Annotated in this window: 17 protein-coding genes; 2 read left to right on the forward strand and 15 right to left on the reverse strand. The window is 61.8% G+C overall.

Annotation, left to right across the window (positions count from 1 at the left end):
• Window positions 1-57: 57 nt before the first annotated feature.
• The 15 genes from leuD to ACTIFP_RS11815 form a co-directional block, all read right to left on the reverse strand.
• Window positions 58-678 carry a 3-isopropylmalate dehydratase small subunit gene (gene leuD, locus ACTIFP_RS11745; protein ID WP_439568906.1) on the reverse strand — a complete coding sequence of 207 codons (621 nt, stop codon included), beginning with the start codon at window positions 676-678 and terminating at the stop codon, window positions 58-60.
• The gene (leuC, locus tag ACTIFP_RS11750) at window positions 678-2084 is read right to left on the reverse strand and encodes a 3-isopropylmalate dehydratase large subunit (protein WP_439569149.1); all 1407 of its coding nucleotides are present in this window, start codon (window positions 2082-2084) and stop codon (window positions 678-680) included. Before leuC ends, leuD begins: the two co-directional genes overlap by 1 nt.
• Window positions 2081-2992 (reverse strand): hydroxymethylglutaryl-CoA lyase, encoded by a 912-nt coding sequence (locus tag ACTIFP_RS11755; RefSeq protein ID WP_313911373.1) that lies wholly within the window; start codon window positions 2990-2992, stop codon window positions 2081-2083. Before ACTIFP_RS11755 ends, leuC begins: the two co-directional genes overlap by 4 nt.
• The gene (locus ACTIFP_RS11760) at window positions 2992-4221 is read right to left on the reverse strand and encodes a CaiB/BaiF CoA transferase family protein (protein WP_313911374.1); all 1230 of its coding nucleotides are present in this window, start codon (window positions 4219-4221) and stop codon (window positions 2992-2994) included. Before ACTIFP_RS11760 ends, ACTIFP_RS11755 begins: the two co-directional genes overlap by 1 nt.
• Window positions 4221-4856: a nuclear transport factor 2 family protein gene (locus ACTIFP_RS11765; RefSeq protein WP_313911375.1), complete on the reverse strand. Its 636-nt coding sequence runs from the start codon at window positions 4854-4856 to the stop codon at window positions 4221-4223. The genes ACTIFP_RS11760 and ACTIFP_RS11765 overlap by 1 nt, the downstream gene beginning before the upstream one ends.
• The gene (locus ACTIFP_RS11770) at window positions 4856-5965 is read right to left on the reverse strand and encodes a Gfo/Idh/MocA family protein (protein WP_439568907.1); all 1110 of its coding nucleotides are present in this window, start codon (window positions 5963-5965) and stop codon (window positions 4856-4858) included. The genes ACTIFP_RS11765 and ACTIFP_RS11770 overlap by 1 nt, the downstream gene beginning before the upstream one ends.
• Window positions 5966-7222 (reverse strand): cytochrome P450, encoded by a 1257-nt coding sequence (locus ACTIFP_RS11775; RefSeq protein ID WP_313911377.1) that lies wholly within the window; start codon window positions 7220-7222, stop codon window positions 5966-5968. It abuts the gene before it with no gap.
• A gap of 106 nt (window positions 7223-7328) precedes the next feature.
• Window positions 7329-7736: a GlcG/HbpS family heme-binding protein gene (locus ACTIFP_RS11780; RefSeq protein ID WP_313911378.1), complete on the reverse strand. Its 408-nt coding sequence runs from the start codon at window positions 7734-7736 to the stop codon at window positions 7329-7331.
• A gap of 12 nt (window positions 7737-7748) precedes the next feature.
• Window positions 7749-8711 (reverse strand): SDR family NAD(P)-dependent oxidoreductase, encoded by a 963-nt coding sequence (locus ACTIFP_RS11785; protein WP_439568908.1) that lies wholly within the window; start codon window positions 8709-8711, stop codon window positions 7749-7751.
• The gene (locus ACTIFP_RS11790; RefSeq protein ID WP_439568909.1) at window positions 8671-9753 is read right to left on the reverse strand and encodes a phosphotransferase; all 1083 of its coding nucleotides are present in this window, start codon (window positions 9751-9753) and stop codon (window positions 8671-8673) included. Before ACTIFP_RS11790 ends, ACTIFP_RS11785 begins: the two co-directional genes overlap by 41 nt.
• A 77-nt stretch (window positions 9754-9830) precedes the next feature.
• Window positions 9831-10268: an SRPBCC family protein gene (locus ACTIFP_RS11795; protein ID WP_313911381.1), complete on the reverse strand. Its 438-nt coding sequence runs from the start codon at window positions 10266-10268 to the stop codon at window positions 9831-9833.
• 33 nt (window positions 10269-10301) lie between these two features.
• Window positions 10302-11060, reverse strand: coding sequence for an SDR family NAD(P)-dependent oxidoreductase (locus tag ACTIFP_RS11800; RefSeq protein WP_439568910.1), 759 nt, complete (start codon window positions 11058-11060; stop codon window positions 10302-10304).
• The gene (locus ACTIFP_RS11805; protein WP_439568911.1) at window positions 11061-11816 is read right to left on the reverse strand and encodes an SDR family NAD(P)-dependent oxidoreductase; all 756 of its coding nucleotides are present in this window, start codon (window positions 11814-11816) and stop codon (window positions 11061-11063) included.
• A 106-nt stretch (window positions 11817-11922) separates the two neighbouring features.
• Entirely contained in the window at window positions 11923-13122 is a 1200-nt protein-coding gene (locus ACTIFP_RS11810; protein WP_439568912.1) for a cytochrome P450, read from the reverse strand.
• A gap of 116 nt (window positions 13123-13238) precedes the next feature.
• On the reverse strand, window positions 13239-15596 hold the full coding sequence (locus ACTIFP_RS11815; RefSeq protein ID WP_439568913.1) for a TonB-dependent receptor: 2358 nt from the start codon (window positions 15594-15596) through the stop codon (window positions 13239-13241).
• Window positions 15597-15989: 393 nt separating this feature from the next.
• Between ACTIFP_RS11815 and ACTIFP_RS11820 the strand changes: the two genes are divergently transcribed.
• Both ACTIFP_RS11820 and ACTIFP_RS11825 read left to right on the forward strand, forming a co-directional pair.
• Complete coding sequence (locus ACTIFP_RS11820; RefSeq protein ID WP_439568914.1) at window positions 15990-16274, forward strand: hypothetical protein; 285 nt, start codon at window positions 15990-15992, stop codon at window positions 16272-16274.
• Window positions 16274-17125, forward strand: a complete 852-nt coding sequence (locus ACTIFP_RS11825; protein ID WP_439569150.1) for an FAS1-like dehydratase domain-containing protein — start codon at window positions 16274-16276, stop codon at window positions 17123-17125. The genes ACTIFP_RS11820 and ACTIFP_RS11825 overlap by 1 nt, the downstream gene beginning before the upstream one ends.
• Window positions 17126-17165 lie beyond the last annotated feature (40 nt).

The following is a 17165-nucleotide window of genomic DNA, read 5'->3' on the forward strand; positions in this document are numbered from 1 at the left end:
GAACATTAACGAAAAGAGCGGGGCTCCGCTGTCCCCTGCGTGCGGGACGCGGACGCTTCACAGGTTGGAAAGGACGACCGGAGGGGTTCTTTCGAGATTGTCGCGCTTCCACGCATCGATCTTTTCTCGATGGAGTAGAGATTCCGATATTTCGTCGCGCCCTTCCAGCAAGGCGACCTTTGCCCCGGCCTCGACATCGAATCGGGCGATTGTCCCGTCCGAGCCGACTATCTGCTGCGTTGTGAGATCGACACGCAGCCGCGCGGTCTCCAGATCGCCGACGGCACTTACCAGACGCCCATGAAAGTCGGCTTCGAGCCGAATCGGCAGAATGCCGTTCTTGAAGCAATTGTTATAGAAAATGTCGGCGAAACTGCGGGCGATGATGCAGGTGATGCCAAAATCGAGCAGGGCCCAAGGCGCATGCTCGCGGCTCGATCCGCAACCGAAATTGTCTCCGACGACGAGAATCTCGGCTTCGCGCCAGGGATTACGATTGAGGATGAAGTCGGCGATTTCACTTCCGTCTTCGTGATAGCGCATTCGCGCGAAAAGCGCCTGACCAAGCCCGCTACGGCTGACAGTCTTCAAATATTCGCCAGGCAGGATCTTGTCGGTATCGATGTTGTCGATCAGCAGCGGCGCGGCGACGGCATCGAGTTTAGTGAAGCTGCGCATCAACAATAATCCCGGGCATCGACGATTGCCCCCGCGACAGCCGCGGCCGCGGCCATCGCGGGCGACATTAAGTGCGTGCGCCCGCCACGTCCCTGCCGTCCCTCAAAATTGCGGTTCGAGGTAGAGGCGCAGCGTTCGCCAGGGCTGAGCTGGTCGGGGTTCATGCCAAGGCACATCGAGCACCCGGCGTCGCGCCACTCGAAACCGGCCGCGCGAAATATATCGGCGAGCCCCTCCTCCTCGGCCTGCCGCTTGACGCGGCCCGAGCCCGGCACCACCAATGCGCGAACGCCGTCGGCAACGTGGCGCCCCTTTACGATTTGGGCGGCGCTCCGCAAATCCTCGATCCGCCCGTTGGTGCAACTGCCGATGAACACGACATCGATCGGAAGGTCGCAGAGTTTCTGGCCTGGCTTCAACGCCATATATTCGAGCATCGCGGATGTCTGCTCGCGCTTGCCGATCGGCGTTTCGTCGGTTGTCGGAACGACTCCATCGATGCGCACCACCGCTTCCGGACTGGTGCCCCAGGTGACCATCGGGGCGATGTCGTTCGCATCGATTCGATGTTGCTTATCGAACGCAGCGCCAGGGTCGGAAGCCAAGGTTCGCCAGCGTTCGCTCGCCAGGTTGAACGCGTCGCCGGACGGGACGCCGGCCCGCCCGCGCAGCCAGGCAAAGGTCTTTTCGTCCGGGGCGATCATTCCCGCCCGCGCACCCGCTTCAATCGACATGTTGCACAGCGTCATTCGCCCCGCCATATCGAGCGCCTCGACTGCCGCGCCGCAATATTCGATAACATGTCCAGTGGCGCCGGCGGTACCGAGTTGGCCAATGATGTGTAGAATGAGATCCTTCGCCGAGGTTCCTGCCGGGAGTTCATTCTCGACATGAACGCGCAGCGTCTTCGCCGGCTTCTGGCGGAGTGTCTGGGTCGCCAGCACATGCTCCACTTCCGACGTCCCGATGCCAAATGCCAGTGCGCCGAACGCGCCATGGGTCGACGTGTGGCTGTCGCCGCAAACGATCGTCATGCCGGGAAGCGTTAGGCCGAGCTCAGGCCCCACGACATGGACAATGCCCTGAGCTTCGCTTTGCAGCGGAATGTAAGGGACGTCGAACTCCGCGACATTGCGCTCGAGCGTCTGGACCTGGATGCGGCTGTCCCTGTCGGCGATCGGCAGGTGCCTGTTCTCGGTCGGAACATTGTGATCGGCAACGGCAATCGTCAGCTCGGGGCTGCGAACTTTCCGTCCCGCCGCGCGCAGCCCCTCGAAGGCTTGCGGGCTCGTCACCTCGTTAACGAGGTGTCGGTCGATATGAAGCAGCCAGCTCCCGTCATCCATTTCGGCGATGGCATGGGCGTCCCAGATTTTCTGGAACAAGGTGCGAGGGCCCTGGCTCATGCCGCAGTCCGTGTGCGAGCAAGAAGTGCATCGCGAACGCGCCCCCCAAAGCTTGCGCCCGGTAGCTCGGCCGCCTCCCGCGCTGCCTCGATGAGACGCGGCAGGTCGATGCCGGTGGACAGCCCCATCTCGGTGAATGTCCACACAAGGTCCTCGGTCGCGACGTTGCCCGTCGCGCCCGGCGCGAAGGGACAGCCCCCCAAGCCGGCAAAAGACGAATCGATCACGGAAATCCCGGCATTCCAGGCGGCAACAGCGTTCGATACGCCTTGCCCGTAAGTGTCATGGCCGTGGAAGGCCCATCGCGGTGCCTCCGGATTTATTGCCTTGGCGGTGGCGAACAGGCTTGCAACCCGGTCGGGCGTGACGCGCCCGGTCGTATCACACAGGCAAAATTCAGCCTTCGGCGCCAGCGCGACGAGCGGTTCGAGCAGTGCCAGTGTCGCCTCGGCCGGCACCGGGCCGTCGAAGGGACAGTCGAATGCCGTAGCCATGTTGAGCCGGAGACGCGTCCCGATCGGAACAAGCTCGACCAGTTCGCTGAACTCCTGGACGGACTCGGCAGGCGAACGGCGCACATTCCCTCGATTATGCTTTTCCGACACCGAAAGCACGAATGCGAGATGCCGGGCACCAGCTTCTAGCGCGCGCTCGGCGTGCCGGAGGCTCGGCACCAGAACCTGGGCATCGAGGCCAGGCTTGTCGGCAATATGGTTGAGCAGTTCTCCCGCATCTGCGAGCTGCGGCACCGCGCTGGTGCTAACAAACGCGGTCGCTTCCATGCGGCGGACACCGGCGTCGTAGAGCATGTCGACCAGCTCGAGCTTCCGTTTCGTCGGAATCAGCGGCCCGATCGACTGGAACCCGTCCCGGGGACCGACCTCGACAATTTCGATAATATTCGACATCAACCCAGGACTCCGGTTCGTTTAAGTGCGGCAATCCGACCGTCGTCATATCCGAGCAATTGGCGGGCAAGATTTTCGCCATCGGCGCCGATCGCGGGCCCAGTACGGCGAATGCTTCCCGGGGCGCCCGGAAAGTGTGGCACGATGCCTGGATGCAGCGTTCGGCCCAACAACGGGTCATCGACATCTCGCACCATGCCTCGGGCGCGATATTGCGCGTCTTGCGCGATGTCTGCAGCGGTAAAGACCTTTGACGCGGGTATATCGGCGGCGGCGAGCCGTTCGCTGAGGTCCGCTGCCGTCAGCGAACGCGTCCAATCCGAAATGATCAGATCGAGGGCGGCTGCGTGACGCACCCGCTGCCCATTGCCTTCAAACCGCTCATCATTCCCCAGGTCTTGCCGGCCTATCAACAGAAGCAACTTCGCAAAAAGGGGTTCGGAATTGGCGGCGATCAATATCCATTCGCCGTCCGCCGTGGGATAGGCGTTCGACGGTGCCGCCGTTGCAATCGCGCCGCCAGTCGGCTGCTTGACCTTACCCAGTGCGCCATATTCGGGAAGCATGGCTTCCATGAGACTGAGCACACTTTCGGTCAGTGCGACATCGACCGTCTGATACTGGGGATTCTCCCCGAAGCGCGCCTGGCGCCAAAGCGCCGCGACGATCCCGAATGCCGCGTACAGGCCCGCGAGCGAATCGCCGACGCTTACACCGACACGTACCGGCGGCAAATCATAGGTATCTGGCGCATGGTTGGTGAGGTGACGAATTCCGCCGATTGCCTCTCCGATCACGCCGAAAGCGGCTTGGTCGCGACCCGGTCCCGTCTGGCCGTAGCCCGAAACATGCGCGACGATCAGCCCCGGACGGCGCTTGCGCAAAATGTCGGGCGACAGCCCCATCTTCTCGAGCTGGCCGGGCCGGAAATTCTCGACAACGACATCACACTCGGCGGCGAGATCGATCGCGACTGCCCGTCCAGCTTCGGTCTTGAGGTCGAGCGCGATGCTATGCTTGTTGCGGCCGTGCACCGACCACCAGAGCGAGCGCCCGTCGACCTGCGCGCCCCATTGGCGGACCGGATCGCCGCCCAGCGGCTCGATCTTGATCACTTCTGCCCCAAGATCGCCGAGTAGACGGGTGCAGAATGGTGCAGCCACGAAGTGACCGATTTCGAGCACTCGAATCCCGGCGAGAACGCCTTCGTGCCGATCCGTTTCTGGCATCAGGACCTCGTCACTTCAGCCGCGCCGTCGCGGAGCCGCTTGTAGCCTGCAACGCGCTCGGGATCTATTTCCAGCGGACGACTATAGGACGGGTCACGGGCATCGCGGCTCGGCTGCGGAGCGGTCTCGGCAACCTGGAATTCGAACGGTACGAGGCAATCATAATTCGCGCCGCCTTCGGGCGTTTGCGAACCCTCGACGGTGTTGATCGAGGGGGCCACCCAGTCGACGATATATTGACGTGCGACGATACCCCATTTGCCATTCCGCTTCTCCATGCGGTCGATGTAGCGGCCGCCGATGGCGCTGAAGGGCGCCCCGGTCTTGTTGATGCCGGAATAGGAAAGATAGGTTTCGCAATGAGCGACGTCGCCATCGATCTCGGCCAGATGATTACCGATCATGTGTTGAGTGGAACTATGATGGGTTGAGTGCATATTCTGGACCCAGGTCCAGAACTCATCGGCCGTGCCGACAAACATCGAATGATCGTCGACGGCGTCGGGATGGTAGGCCGACATGACCATGGCGCGATCGAGCCGGTCAACGCCTCGACAGTATCGCGCTACGACATCGAGGATTTCCTGCCGATCCATCAAATAGGTCAGCTTTTCCTGCATTTCTTCCAAGGTCATTATGATGTCCTCTCCAGGGATCGCGCCGCAGATCGCTCGATGCGGTCAAGCACCCGATGAGTTTCGATAGCGTCGCGAAATGTCGGGGCGGTGGAGCCGCCCCCGGTCAGGTCGTCGTGCACCGCCCGATAGGCGTGCGCGACCGCGTCGGCATAACCGTCCGCATCGGTCGAAACGCGCCGATATTGCCCCGGTACCGGTAGATCGGTGAGCGGCCTCGATCCGCGTGCACCGCGGATCCGTATATGACCATATTGAAGATGCCCGCTTCTGCCTTCGACCAGCAGGGTACCGTCCGCGCCATTCATTTCCCAGCGGAAGCCCCCGCTGGGCCAGTCTCCGCCGCGATAGTGAAGCGATGCGACGGCCCCGCCTTCGAGCGTGCCACTCACGGCAATATGGTCAGGCGCGTCGGCAGCGACCGTCCGATCCTCATCGGTCAACTTCACATCGCGATGGCAGGTCGCCAGCGTAGCGTCCAGTCGATCGAAGCTGCCCACAATCCAGCCGAACGCGTCGACCATATGGCCGAAGGGAATGGTCAGCATGGTCGCGCCGGTTTCAGCGTCGGTGACATAGGCCGTGCGGGCGGTCGCCATGCCCCCCCACGGAAAGCCGCCCGCTCCGATGACACTGGTCGAGAGCAAATCGCCGACAAAGCCGTCGGCGACGAGATCGCGGAGATAACGCAGCGCCGGCGCCGACCGGGCCTGTAATCCCGCGAAGGCCGAGACGCCCTTTGCGCCGGCCGCGTCTGCCATGCCCCCGGCTTCCGTGACACTCCGGCCGAGCGGCCACTCGCAGTAGACGGACTTGCCTGCATCGATCGCACAGGAAACCAGTTCGCGATGGCGCGGCACCTTGACCGCAACGACGACAAGATCGACATCGGGGTGCGCTGCCAGCAAGGCCGCATCGCCGGTAGCAAATGCGACCCCGTGCACGGCGGCGGCGGCCGCTGCGGCCGTATCGCTCGAGGCTGCCAGTCCGGTTATAGCGTAACGTTCGGCCATTGCGCGGAGCGCCGGCACATGCGCCGTCGCCGCCCAACCTCCCTCTGCGCTCAGCCCAATGAGGCCGACGCCGATCCGTTTTTCGGCTGCCGTCATCTAACCAGCGATCTGCGAGCCAGGCGTAAAGCTGACGTGCAGGCTCTCCAGCGCGTGGATCTGAAAATGTTCCATGAAGCGGGGCTCGGGATGATGGTCCGAGAGGCGCAAATCCTTCAGCCTTTCCAGAAGGCGTGTGATCGCGACGCGCATTTCCATTCGTGCCAGCTGGTTGCCGACGCAAAAATGAATGCCGCGGCCGAATGCGAGATGGTTGCGCACACCCTTCCGGTCGATATCGATGCGCTCGGGGCATTCCCATTTGGCTGTGTCGTAGTTGCCGGCGAGATAGCTTATCTGCACCACGGTCCCCGCCGGAATGGCCACGCCGGCGAGTTCGGTATCCTGGGTCGTGAAACGATATTGATGCGGGACCGGCGCGTGCGCACGAAGCATCTCCTCGACCACGATGGGAATAAGCGCGGGATCGGCGAGGACCCGGTCGAGCAGCGCCTGGTCTTTGAGAATCATGTAGGTCGCCGTCGTAATGCCAGTTGTGGTAGTTTCATTTCCCGCGACCAGGATCAGTTGAGCGACCATGAGCAGCTGTCCCATGGTCAGGCGCTCACCTTCGACCTCGGCATGCACTAGCCGGCTCAGCATATTGTCCTGAGGATCAACTTCATATTCGCGAGCACGCGCCGCGAGGTAATTTTGCATATCGATCATGCGGTCCGTCAGCATCAGCTCGCGGTCCGGCGGACAATTGGGATCGTTCCGATCGACCCACGCCGTCGACCAGAGCTTGAACTGCTCATAATCTTCCCGGGCAACACCAAGCTGGTCCGAGATGATGTACATCGGCAGGTGGACTGCAAATCCCGACGCCAGATCGGTTTCGCCTGTTTCGATGAAACCGTCGATGAGCCCATCGACGATCGCGAGCGCCACCGGTTCGAGCTTCTTGACATAGCTCGGTGTAAAGACTTTATCGACGAGTGCGCGGTGAAGACCGTGTTCCGGCGGATCGGCGAAGGCGAGAACATGTTCTTCGGGCCAGCCGCGCTCGGCGTAACGCCGGCGGACCTCTTCCGAGACCGACGTTTCCCGGTTGATCATGATCGGCGTGCGGCTCGAAAAAATCTCTGGATGGCTGTTGACGTAGTTGATGTCGTCATAGCGGCTGACGATGAACATGCCGGTGCCGGGATCGCGGTATACCGGCGCTTCTTCAAGCAGCCGGGTCAGGAACGGAAAGGGGCAGCGCTGCACCTCCGGGTCCGAGTAGCTTCCGAGTCCGGCCTCGACAGTCGCCATTTTCCTGCTCCTTTTCTGCCCGAATCCGCCGTCCGGCGCCCGGGTTCTGAAGACGGTCTAGCAAAGTCGAACGGTTTCGCCTGTCACCGAAGGCCGGGACATAGCCTTATCCAGCCGGCGTCCAGACGCATGCCGACGCTACGGCGATAGCTTCGTCCTGGTCGGGCGAACCGCCCGATATCCCGACTGCGCCGACGCAGAAATCGCCTTCGAAGAGGGGGATGCCCCCACGAAAAGGGTAAATATCTGCGATAGCCACGATCGACGGCATGCCCGTCGCTGCCTGTTCGGCCAACGAGGTCGGCATCTTCATCTCAACCGCGGTGCGTGCCTTTCCTTCGGCGACGCGGAGCGATACCAGCGGCGCGCCATCGAGCCGTTCGAGGCGCAGCAAATGCCCTGCATCATCGACCACGCAGATCGTCACCGCGACGCCGGCCGCCTGCGCCGCCTCCCGGGCGGCCGACGCGACCCGATCCGCATCGGCAATCGCAATATAAGGCTTGGATGGCATGCGCTCTTCTCGCTACTCGGTTGCTGACAGTTCGGATTTCTCCACAATGCCGTCGAGCGGTGCTGAGCGGTACATGTCGAGAATGAAGTCGTCGATTTCGCGGTCCGAGCGAGTGGCCGCCATGTCGCACATGTATATGGCGTCGGCACCGACGGGATAGCGTGTCGCTGGATGCTTCGCTTCAAGCGCTTGGCATACCGTGGCGGCGACAGCCTCGGGAGCGGTAAAATTCGCGTTCGCGATACCCTCGTCGGCGCGATACTTCATCTGCCGGTAGAGCTTGCCGTAAAGCGCTGTCTCGCTTTCAGGAAGCGATGCGATCGTCGCCGCGAGCGACGCCTGGCTGCGCCGCATCATCTGCGTGTCGAGCGCACCCGGCTGGATGAGAACAACATGCACTCCCCATGCCGACGCCTCCTGCCGGAGGACATCGACAAGCCCTTCTAGCGCGAACTTGGACGCGACATAGCTCGCCATCATCGGTGTTGCGACCTTGCCTGACCAGGAGCCGGTAAGCAGCAGACGCCCCGCTGACCGCCGCAATGCCGGTAGACAGCTCTGATAGACCGCAAGATTGGAAAGGCAGTTGATCTCGACGGTCTGGCGAAAGACATCGAAATCCGTCGTTTCCGCCGGAGCGAATGGCGCGACCGCCGCGCAAACGACTACGGCGTCCAGGCGCGGCAAATTCTCGACCAGTCCCGTGAGCTGCGCCTTGACGGCTCCGGCGTCCGAAAGGTCGAGCGGCACAGCATGCGAACAGGCCGGGAAAGCGGCCAGAAACGCGTCCAGCGTATCCGGCCGGGAGACCGTTGCGGCGACATGATAGCCTTGCTGCAGCAAGGCGCGAGTAACCGCGGCGCCCATGCCGCCGTTCGCGCCGACCACCACAGCCGTGCGCGCGTCGCTCACCGCGCGGCTCTTCGCGAACGGGTCACGCAGGCGCCGTTTCGCGCACGAGCGCCAGCGTTCCATGATCCTCCACAGCCGTCGATACCCGCAGTAAGGCGACGGCCATGGTCTCCCAGCCATAACTTTCGGGAGGGCAGGTCAACCAACCGATGTACAGCGTCCAGAGCGATGCGCGGCGGTGCTCGAGCCAGAGCATATCGCGGTCGGGCGGGTTAACGACGCCAAATTCGATCAGCTTTTCGCGATAATAGTCGAGCAGCGACCGTTCGCTGCTGCGCCGCTCCTCGATCGAGAGCGCGGTGTTGATGATGTATGTGACGTCGTGCAGCGCAAAGCCACGAACGCATAATTGCCAGTCGTGCAGTCCGACGCTTCCGTCAGGCATCCGGTATGTGTTGCCGATATGGAGATCCCCATGAAGCAGCGTCTGGGGCAGCGTCGCCTGATGCTTCTTGTTGGCGCACATCGCGCCGAACAATTCGCGCTCGGTTGTCTCAAGCCGTTCGAGAATTTCGCGTTTGAACTTGTGAAGCTCCAGCTGGCTGCTGATGCCCTGCTCGGGAATCACGCTTTGCATATGATCTTCGACGCCGCCCTTCAGATGGGTTTCCATCCACGAGAGATCGCCGGAAAAACGATCGCTCTCCCAATAGCGCGAATGGAGTGCGGCCACGACGTCGAGTATGCGGCGTACATTGGCAACGCCGACCGCCTCGAGATTGCTCGGGAAAATCGCTCCGCGCCCCGTCACGTCCTCCATGATCAGCACATAGCGTTTCGTCGCGGGATCGAAATGTCCGCCGAGGGAGCGCGGCGCCTCGATATCGAGCTCGGGCCGGATGCGGTTGTAGAAATTGACCTCGTTCGCGAACAGCCCGTCGAGCTGGCAGTACCAGGCGTCGGTGCCTTCCTTTCGCGGGTCGAACGACAATTTGAGGATCACGTCGCGCGGCAGCCCGGCGGGCGAGTCCTCGGAATAGCTAAGCTGCGCCGTCGCGCGCGCCGAAGTCGACACGTCGCCGTCGCCATATTCGTGCGACTTTACGATCGCGACTGCGGTCACCCGCGCGGCGGGTTCGACAGTTTGCAGGACAGTGGTCAGCAAGTCCGGCGACAGATCGTGTGGTGAATTCGGTATGAGCAAGAGGGTCCTCCCGTTAAGTCGCGCGGCCGGCGCCGGTGCTATTTGAAAAGGTCGGCAAGAAGATCGAGGCTGGCCGCGAGAAGGTCGACCCGGCTTTGCGCGAAGGCGACTGCCTCCTCCTCGGATAACGGGGTGTCATAGCTAAGGCGTCGCTCGACAAATGTGCCCGCGCCCGATCTGATCGCGTAAAGCTGCATGGCACCGATCACATTGTAGACCGGAAGGGGAAGGTCGCCGACCACGTCATATTCCTGGAGCCATTTGCGGTCATCCATGGCGGTCAATATCTCGTCGAAGAACGACCCGTCCCGATATGTTACCCGGCGTTTGACCCCAATCGTCAGCCCGTTGCCGCCCTCAAGCGAAATTGCCGGATGATGTTCGATCCATCGCGAATGCGAACCGAAGTCGCGAATGGCGTCCCAGACGTCGACCACCGGTGCATCGATGACTCTGCTGGCGCTAACAATGGGCATCCGCTTTCCTCTTCACTTCTTCAAACTCAAAATTCAGCGGGCTGTCATTCCGCCATCGACGGGAATGACCGCGCCGGTGATGAACGACGCCTCGTCGCTTGCGAGGAAGGCGATCACGCTCGCGATCTCCTCGGGTTCGGCGAAACGCTTGAGCGCGTGAAGTTCCGCCCACGCTTCAGCGCTGCCTTCTTCCATGAACGACCGCGCGAGCGGGGTCATGACACCGCCCGGGCAAAGAGCGTTGATCCGTATGCCGCGCCCTCCATATTCGAGCGCTGCGGTGCGCGTGAGCCCAAGCAGGGCCGCTTTCGATGCCGCGTAGATCGACAGCGTCTCGAAGCCGACCAGGGCGGCGACGGAAGCGACATTGACGATTGCCCCGCCGCTGTTGGCCACCATGTGGGGCAAGGCAAATTTCATCGTCGCCCAGGAGGCACGAAGATTGACGCTTAACACATGATCGAAATCCGCCGGATCGCCCTCTTCGAGTATAGCGGGAACGCCGTCGATGCCGGCATTGTTCACCAAAATGTCGATCCGTCCCCATCGGCGGACGGTTTCGTCGACGGCGGCCGCGAGGGCCGACATGTCGGAGACATCGGTCACGGCCGCGTGGGCTGCTTCACCGATCCTCGCGGCGACCTTCTCGACCCTGCGGTTGATGTCGAGGCACATCACGCGCGCGCCTTCGTGGGCGAGGCGCTGCACCGCTGCCTCTCCGATACCCTGGGCGCTTCCGGTCACGATCGCGACCTTCCCGGAAAGGCGAGGCTCGACAGTCTTATTCTCCATTCAAAGTGTCCATCCTCCGTCGGCCAGATAGGCGCCGCCGGTCAGAAAACTGGCCGAATCCGACGCCAGAAACAGGATGAGATTGGCGATATCTTCGGGCTGCCCGAGCCTCGGGATCGGAAGGCCGGCGGCGAACTGCATGATGGCATCGAACGCCTCGGCGCCTTCCGCGGGACGCACCATCGGCGTTTCGACAAGGCCTGGATGAACCGAGTTCACGCGGATTCCATCCTTCGCCAGATCGAGAGCAGCGACCTTGGTCATTCCGGTCACGGCAAATTTGCTGGCGGTGTAGGCAATTGCCCCACGTTCCGCCTTGAGACCGGCAACGGACGACACGTTGACGATCGCGCCGCCGCCCGCTCTCCGCATCGAGGGCACCGCCGCGCGCATGCCGAGGAAGCAGGATATCTGGTTGACTTCGATCATGTGGCGATAGTCGGCTTCGCTCACATCCTCGAGCGAAACGGGCGCGACTGCGATTCCCGCGTTATTGATCAAAATGGAGACGGGGCCGAACTTGTGTTCCGCCTTTTCGAAAAGCGCGTCCCAGTCGCTGGCGAGCCGCACGTCGTGCTGCACGAAGAGAGCGCCTGCCCCAATTTCATCGGCAACTTGCGCGCCGTCGGTCCGATTTATGTCTGCGAGGACAACGGCCGCGCCAGCCGCGGCGAACAGGCGGGCGGCCGAGGCGCCAATGCCGCTTGCGCCGCCCGTGACGATCGCCACTTTTCCTGCCAACCCGTTTCCGCTCATGACCAATCTATCAGCCTTTCAAGAGATGAGGCCACAGACCGACCCCATTTGCTTCAATCCGCAATGCAGCGGGTCCTTGCGCCCGCCATGCTCATCATCCGTTCCATCAGCTCGCCGTGAAGGTGACCGGCACCGTCGCCGGACCGCGCGACTGACCCATTCTGTAGTCGATGTGGGCATCCGGCGGCACGACCAAGTCCGGCAATCTTCGTAGCAGGCGTTCGACGGCAACGCTGACGATCATGCGCGCGAACCACTCGCCGATGCATTTGTGGACGCCTCCGCCAAAGGCAATGTGTTGCCTGATATTGTCGCGGCCGACCTGAAACTCGGCTGGGTCATCGAATACGGTCTCGTCCCGATTGGCCGAGGACCACATCAGGATGACGCGGTCGCCGACCTGCAGTTGCTGCCCGCCAAGTTCGATATCTTCCGTCACCGTTCGCATGATTGAGACCGCAGGCGGCATATGGCGGATCGTCTCGTCGAGAACCGAAGGCATCAGCGAGACATCGGCGGCGAGGCGATCGCGGATATCGTGGTGCCGGCCCAGTTCGAGCAGCACGTTTCCAATCGTGTGAACCGCAGTATCGTCGCCGCCCACGATCATGAGCTGGATAATGCCAATCAGTTCTTCCTCGGTGACCGGGCGACCGTCAACCTCGCCCGTTCGGACCGAGTCGATAAAGCCGCCATCGGATGGCAGTTCGCGACGGCGAACGACCAAGTACCGCACATATCTTTCGAGCTGGCTGAAGCCCTCGATCTGATCCTCGACAGAGGAGGAGAACATCGCCTGATTTGTTGCCCGCTCGCATTGCGCGGCTTCGTCGGGGGAGAGCCCAAAGAAAAGGTCGAAGAAGAAGTGAGCGGCGAGCGGTTTCGCGTAAGCTTCGGTGAGGTCGGCGGAACCGTTGGCGATGAATGCGTCGATGAGCTTGTCAGCGAACACGGCAAGCTGCGGCTCGAAAGTGGCCGCAGCCGCCTTGCTGAAGTGGGGATTGAGCAGCCGCCTGAACGACTGGTGCTGCGGTGGATCATACTCAACGGGCACATATTTCTGGGGCTTCGTACCCGCCAGAACCACACCACCAGCACTGGAAAAATGGCGCCAGTCGCGCGCTACCTGCGTCACTTCGCGATGCCCGACCACGACCCAGTAGCCGCCGTGGGCCTCCGACCGGTGGACGGGACCACGTCGCCGCATCGCCTCCAGCGTTTCGTAGAAATGATCCTTCAGACGCTCGTCGTGAACGTCGAAGTTCTCGATCAGCCCTTCAAGCTCGAATTCGACAGTGGCTGTCATGCCTGTTCCCCCTGCTCGGAAGATGCGCCGCAAGAGCGCATGGCGTTCCATCAATGACGCTGCCGAACTCGAGAGATGCAAGCGAGGGTGATCCACGAACCACCCTCGCCCCGCGGTCAGAAGCGATAGCTCAAGTTCGCGCCAAAGGTTCGCGGTTCTCCGGCAAACCGCACGGCCCCATCGCCGGCGGACGCCACCGAGTTCCAGTAATATTCGTTGGTGAGGTTGCGCCCATAAAGTGCGAGGCGCCATCCATCGTCCGATTCGATGCCAATGCGGGCGTCGAACAGGGTATAGGCGGGTAACCTCGAATAGGCAGCTTCGCCAAGATCAGCGAAAGTCCGGGCGCGATAGGTCACCGATCCACCGATAAAGGGACGGATCGAGCCGCTGCTCGGAACGCTGTATTCCGCGTCGAGATTGGCTGACCACGGCGGCGCATAGTTGAATTCCCGCCCCGACGCGATCAACGGACGTCCCGCGAAGTCGACGTTCACATAATCCTTGACCTCGGTCTTGATATAAGTGGCGCCACCAGTGATGCGCAGCCCTTCGACCGGCTCCGCCGTTATATCAAACTCGAGACCATCCACCGTCGACTTGGGGATGTTGACCAAAGTTGCCGTAACAAGCGCTCCACCGAGGACAGGAAGGAACGTGAAAAACTGCTTGTCGACGTAATCATAGTGGAACGCCGCCATGTTCAGTTGGACTCGATTGTCGGCCAAGGTCAACTTTGTGCCGACTTCATAGGACGTCAGCTTTTCCTGCCCCACCGGCTGAATAGCCGAATCGAAGAGATTGACGATGACCGGGTAAGTGCCAGCCTTGAAACCCCGACTGACCGAAGCATAGAGCAGCACATCGTCGCTGGGCTTGTAATTGACCGCTCCGCGCCAAGCGAGGTTGTTTTCTTTTTGCGTTTGGTCGGCGAACACTGGCAGGAAAGTCGGATTCGGCCCGGAATCGTCGATGGTGATGCAACCCCCGCTAACATAGGCGGCCGCTAGGGCTGGATTGATCCCGCTCACGATAAACTGGGGAATTCCGCGAATGCCGGGCGTCCCGCCGCGATCGAACGTACAACCGAATATCGATTGCTCGGTATCGGTGTATCGGGCGCCGGCCGTTAGGGTCAGGCCGGGAGTCACTTCGACATCGATGCTGCCGAAAACCGCTTTTGCCTTTTGCGTCAGGTCATAGCGCCATTCGGCGGGAGAATTCGGCGGAAACCCCGAATAAGCGGCATAATTGTTGAACACGCCTTCGGTAATGTCGTCATCGCCGTAGCTGCCACCGATAACAAAGTTGACTCCCGCCGAGGGGAAAGCGCCGCTCAACCGGATTTCTTGATTGATCGATTGGATGTCGGCAAACGCAAGTCCCTGTTGCGTGTTGACGGCGGTGCCATCCTGATCGTGCGGCGAGCGAAAGCGCGTCTCGACATAGTTGGTGATCGACGTCAGAGACAGTTCGTCAGTCAATTCATAGTCGCCGCGAAGCACAGCTTGATAGGTGTGGCTATCGGCCCGCGTATCGAACCCTTGGTCGAAGTCGGCATCGCGCGCATCGTCCGGCAGGTTGTTTGCATAATCGAGGAACGCCGGAGGAGCTCCAGCCGGAACGGCCGGCAGAATAAGAAACGCCTGCGCCTGCTGCTGTTCGCTACGGTCGCGCGACGCGTTGAGGTTGACGGAAATCGTCAGTCGTTCGGTTGGCGTCCAGTCGAGCAGCAGCCGTCCAGCCAACTTGTTCTGGCTGCCATTTTTCTGATCATTGAGAAAATAGCCGCGCTGCCAACCGCCGCCTTGGCTGGTTTGCACCGCCAATCGCCCCCGAAGCGTGTCAGACAGGGGGCCGCTGACGAAGCCCTCAGCATTGACTTCACCCCAATGGTTGGCATCGAGGCGGAAACCCGCCGACAGGTCAGCGGTCGGCTTCGCTGCGATTACGTTGATCGACCCGCCTGTCGCGTTCTGGCCAAACAGGGTTCCCTGCGGCCCCTTCAGCACTTCCACCCGCTCGATATCGAGGAAGAGTCCCTGGCCCATGATCGGATAGGGAAGCGCCGCCTCATCGACGTAGGTGCTTACGGTCGGCGGTGCAGACGCTTGGAACGAGTTGAAGTTGACGCCGCGGAGAGAGAAGACCGGTGGCCCGAAGACGCTGGTCGACGCGGTGAAGCCTGGCACGATAGCCCCAAGATCGGCAGCATCGGTTATGCCGGCGTTCTGGATCTGCTCGCCGGAGGCTACGGACACCGACAGTCCCACATCGTTCAGGCGTTGCTCGCGCTTCTGCGCAGTGACAACAATTTCGCCGATCCCGACCGTTTCGGGCGCTCCGCCCTCGGTCCGCTCCTGAGCCGGCGCGACATCGCCGCTTGTACCTTGAGCATAAGCCGGCACGAAAACCGCGATGGGCGCGCCAGCCAGCGCCACGGCGGCCACAGACGCTTTGAATTGTGCTTTCACTTTAGGTCTCCTCCCTCGGTCGATTTTTGTTTCTTTATTTGTTGTCCGTTCCAATAGACGACCCTGGGCCGTCGCGCTGTCCCCTCAAACAGTGACTGCGCCTTCGCACGAGCCGAAGATGGCCAAAAACCCCGCTCTTCTAGCCATGAGCAGGCCTCAACGGCGGCGCGCGGGTTAGTTGCTCGCGGTGTCGGCGAACGCCGATCGGCCACCAGATGCAGTTCCTCCCTTTGGGCAATTCTGTACCAGCAAGGGTGACAGAAACACCGAAGCAGCTGCGCCATAAGCATGCCCGACTCCGTGCGACCGGCTGCGACCCGACAAGGTTCGGTCCGAGAACAAGCCCGGGGCGAAAACATAGCACGCACGAAATGTGCCTTGGGGAGATCGATGATGAAAAAAGGTTCGCCTAACAGGTCGATATTGCTGGCAAGCGCGGCGCTTTTGGCGGCCATGCCGCAAATGGCCATCGCGCAGGATGCGAGCGCGAGTGACACCAGCGATACATCTGCGGAACGCGGGATCGCCGAGATCGTCGTCACGGCGCAAAAGCGCGAGCAGCAATTGAGCGACGTGCCGGTCTCGATCACCGCGGCATCGGGGGAGCAGCTCGAGAAAGCCGGCGTGAATGACGAAGCGCAGGCCATCGTGCCCGGGCAGACCGGAGGGCGCAATTGATGAGCGAATGGGATGCGTGGATCGGCCGCGAAGAAACGCGCCAGGACCGGGTCGACAAGTCCGCGGTCGCACGCTGGCTCGCAACATTCGATCGAAGCACACCCCCGGACGGCAGCGTGCCGCAAGCCTATCACTGGTGCCTCCGCCTGCCCGACGCGCCGACCGCTGCGCTCGGGATCGACGGGCATCCGGTGCGCGACGACAGTGCATCGAGCTTCCTGCCGCCGGTCCCCCTGCCCCGCCGCATGTGGGCCGCAAGCAAGGTCGAATTCATCGCCGCGCTGCGGCCGGACCAAAAAGTCAGAAGAACCTCTCGCGTCGCGTCTATCATCGAAAAGCAAGGAGAAACCGGGAAGCTGGTCTTTGCCGAGATCGCGCACGAAACCCGCGCCGATGGCACGCTGTGCGTGCGCGAGATCCAGTCGATCGTCTTTCGCGAACCATCACCGACGGGTGCGCCTCCGGTACCGGCGCCGCGCCGCGCCGATCGCTTCGATCCTACCGCATGGGATGCTCACCGGATGCTGCAACCATCGGAATCGCTGCTGTTCCGCTATTCGGCACTGACCTTCAATAGCCATCGCATTCATTATGATGTGCCCTATGCAACCCGGGAAGAAGGCTATCCCGGTCTCGTCGTCCACGGCCCGCTAACCGCAACCTTGCTCCTCGACCTCGCGGCGCGGCAATTCGGCGACAATGTGCTCAGGCGCTTCGACTTTCGCGGCATTGCCCCGGCAATTGCCAACGAAGAGCTTCATCTGGCGCTCCGAAGCGCCAACGACACAATCGAGTTCGGGGCTTTCACCGCTGACGCTCGGCAGATCATGACAGCAACCGCCGCGGTTTGAACAAGCCCGCATCGGGCGAAAGCCAGGCCATGGCCGCCCA

The organism is Sphingopyxis sp. (assembly GCF_051861155.1).
Classification (GTDB): domain Bacteria; phylum Pseudomonadota; class Alphaproteobacteria; order Sphingomonadales; family Sphingomonadaceae; genus Sphingopyxis.

Excerpts from the sequence above, each read along its gene's own strand:
- leuC (WP_439569149.1), bottom strand. The coding sequence starts at position 2,084 with ATGAGCCAGGGCCCTCGCACCTTGTTCCAGAAAATCTGGGACGCCCAT.
- ACTIFP_RS11805 (WP_439568911.1), bottom strand. The coding sequence starts at position 11,816 with ATGAGCGGAAACGGGTTGGCAGGAAAAGTGGCGATCGTCACGGGCGGC.
- ACTIFP_RS11770 (WP_439568907.1), bottom strand. The coding sequence starts at position 5,965 with ATGACGGCAGCCGAAAAACGGATCGGCGTCGGCCTCATTGGGCTGAGC.
- ACTIFP_RS11825 (WP_439569150.1), top strand. The coding sequence starts at position 16,274 with ATGAGCGAATGGGATGCGTGGATCGGCCGCGAAGAAACGCGCCAGGAC.
- leuD (WP_439568906.1), bottom strand. The coding sequence starts at position 678 with ATGCGCAGCTTCACTAAACTCGATGCCGTCGCCGCGCCGCTGCTGATC.
- ACTIFP_RS11785 (WP_439568908.1), bottom strand. The coding sequence starts at position 8,711 with ATGGAACGCTGGCGCTCGTGCGCGAAACGGCGCCTGCGTGACCCGTTC.
- ACTIFP_RS11795 (WP_313911381.1), bottom strand. The coding sequence starts at position 10,268 with ATGCCCATTGTTAGCGCCAGCAGAGTCATCGATGCACCGGTGGTCGAC.
- ACTIFP_RS11810 (WP_439568912.1), bottom strand. The coding sequence starts at position 13,122 with ATGACAGCCACTGTCGAATTCGAGCTTGAAGGGCTGATCGAGAACTTC.
- ACTIFP_RS11755 (WP_313911373.1), bottom strand. The coding sequence starts at position 2,992 with ATGTCGAATATTATCGAAATTGTCGAGGTCGGTCCCCGGGACGGGTTC.
- ACTIFP_RS11820 (WP_439568914.1), top strand. The coding sequence starts at position 15,990 with ATGAAAAAAGGTTCGCCTAACAGGTCGATATTGCTGGCAAGCGCGGCG.
- ACTIFP_RS11800 (WP_439568910.1), bottom strand. The coding sequence starts at position 11,060 with ATGGAGAATAAGACTGTCGAGCCTCGCCTTTCCGGGAAGGTCGCGATC.
- ACTIFP_RS11775 (WP_313911377.1), bottom strand. The coding sequence starts at position 7,222 with ATGGCGACTGTCGAGGCCGGACTCGGAAGCTACTCGGACCCGGAGGTG.
- ACTIFP_RS11780 (WP_313911378.1), bottom strand. The coding sequence starts at position 7,736 with ATGCCATCCAAGCCTTATATTGCGATTGCCGATGCGGATCGGGTCGCG.
- ACTIFP_RS11760 (WP_313911374.1), bottom strand. The coding sequence starts at position 4,221 with ATGCCAGAAACGGATCGGCACGAAGGCGTTCTCGCCGGGATTCGAGTG.
- ACTIFP_RS11765 (WP_313911375.1), bottom strand. The coding sequence starts at position 4,856 with ATGACCTTGGAAGAAATGCAGGAAAAGCTGACCTATTTGATGGATCGG.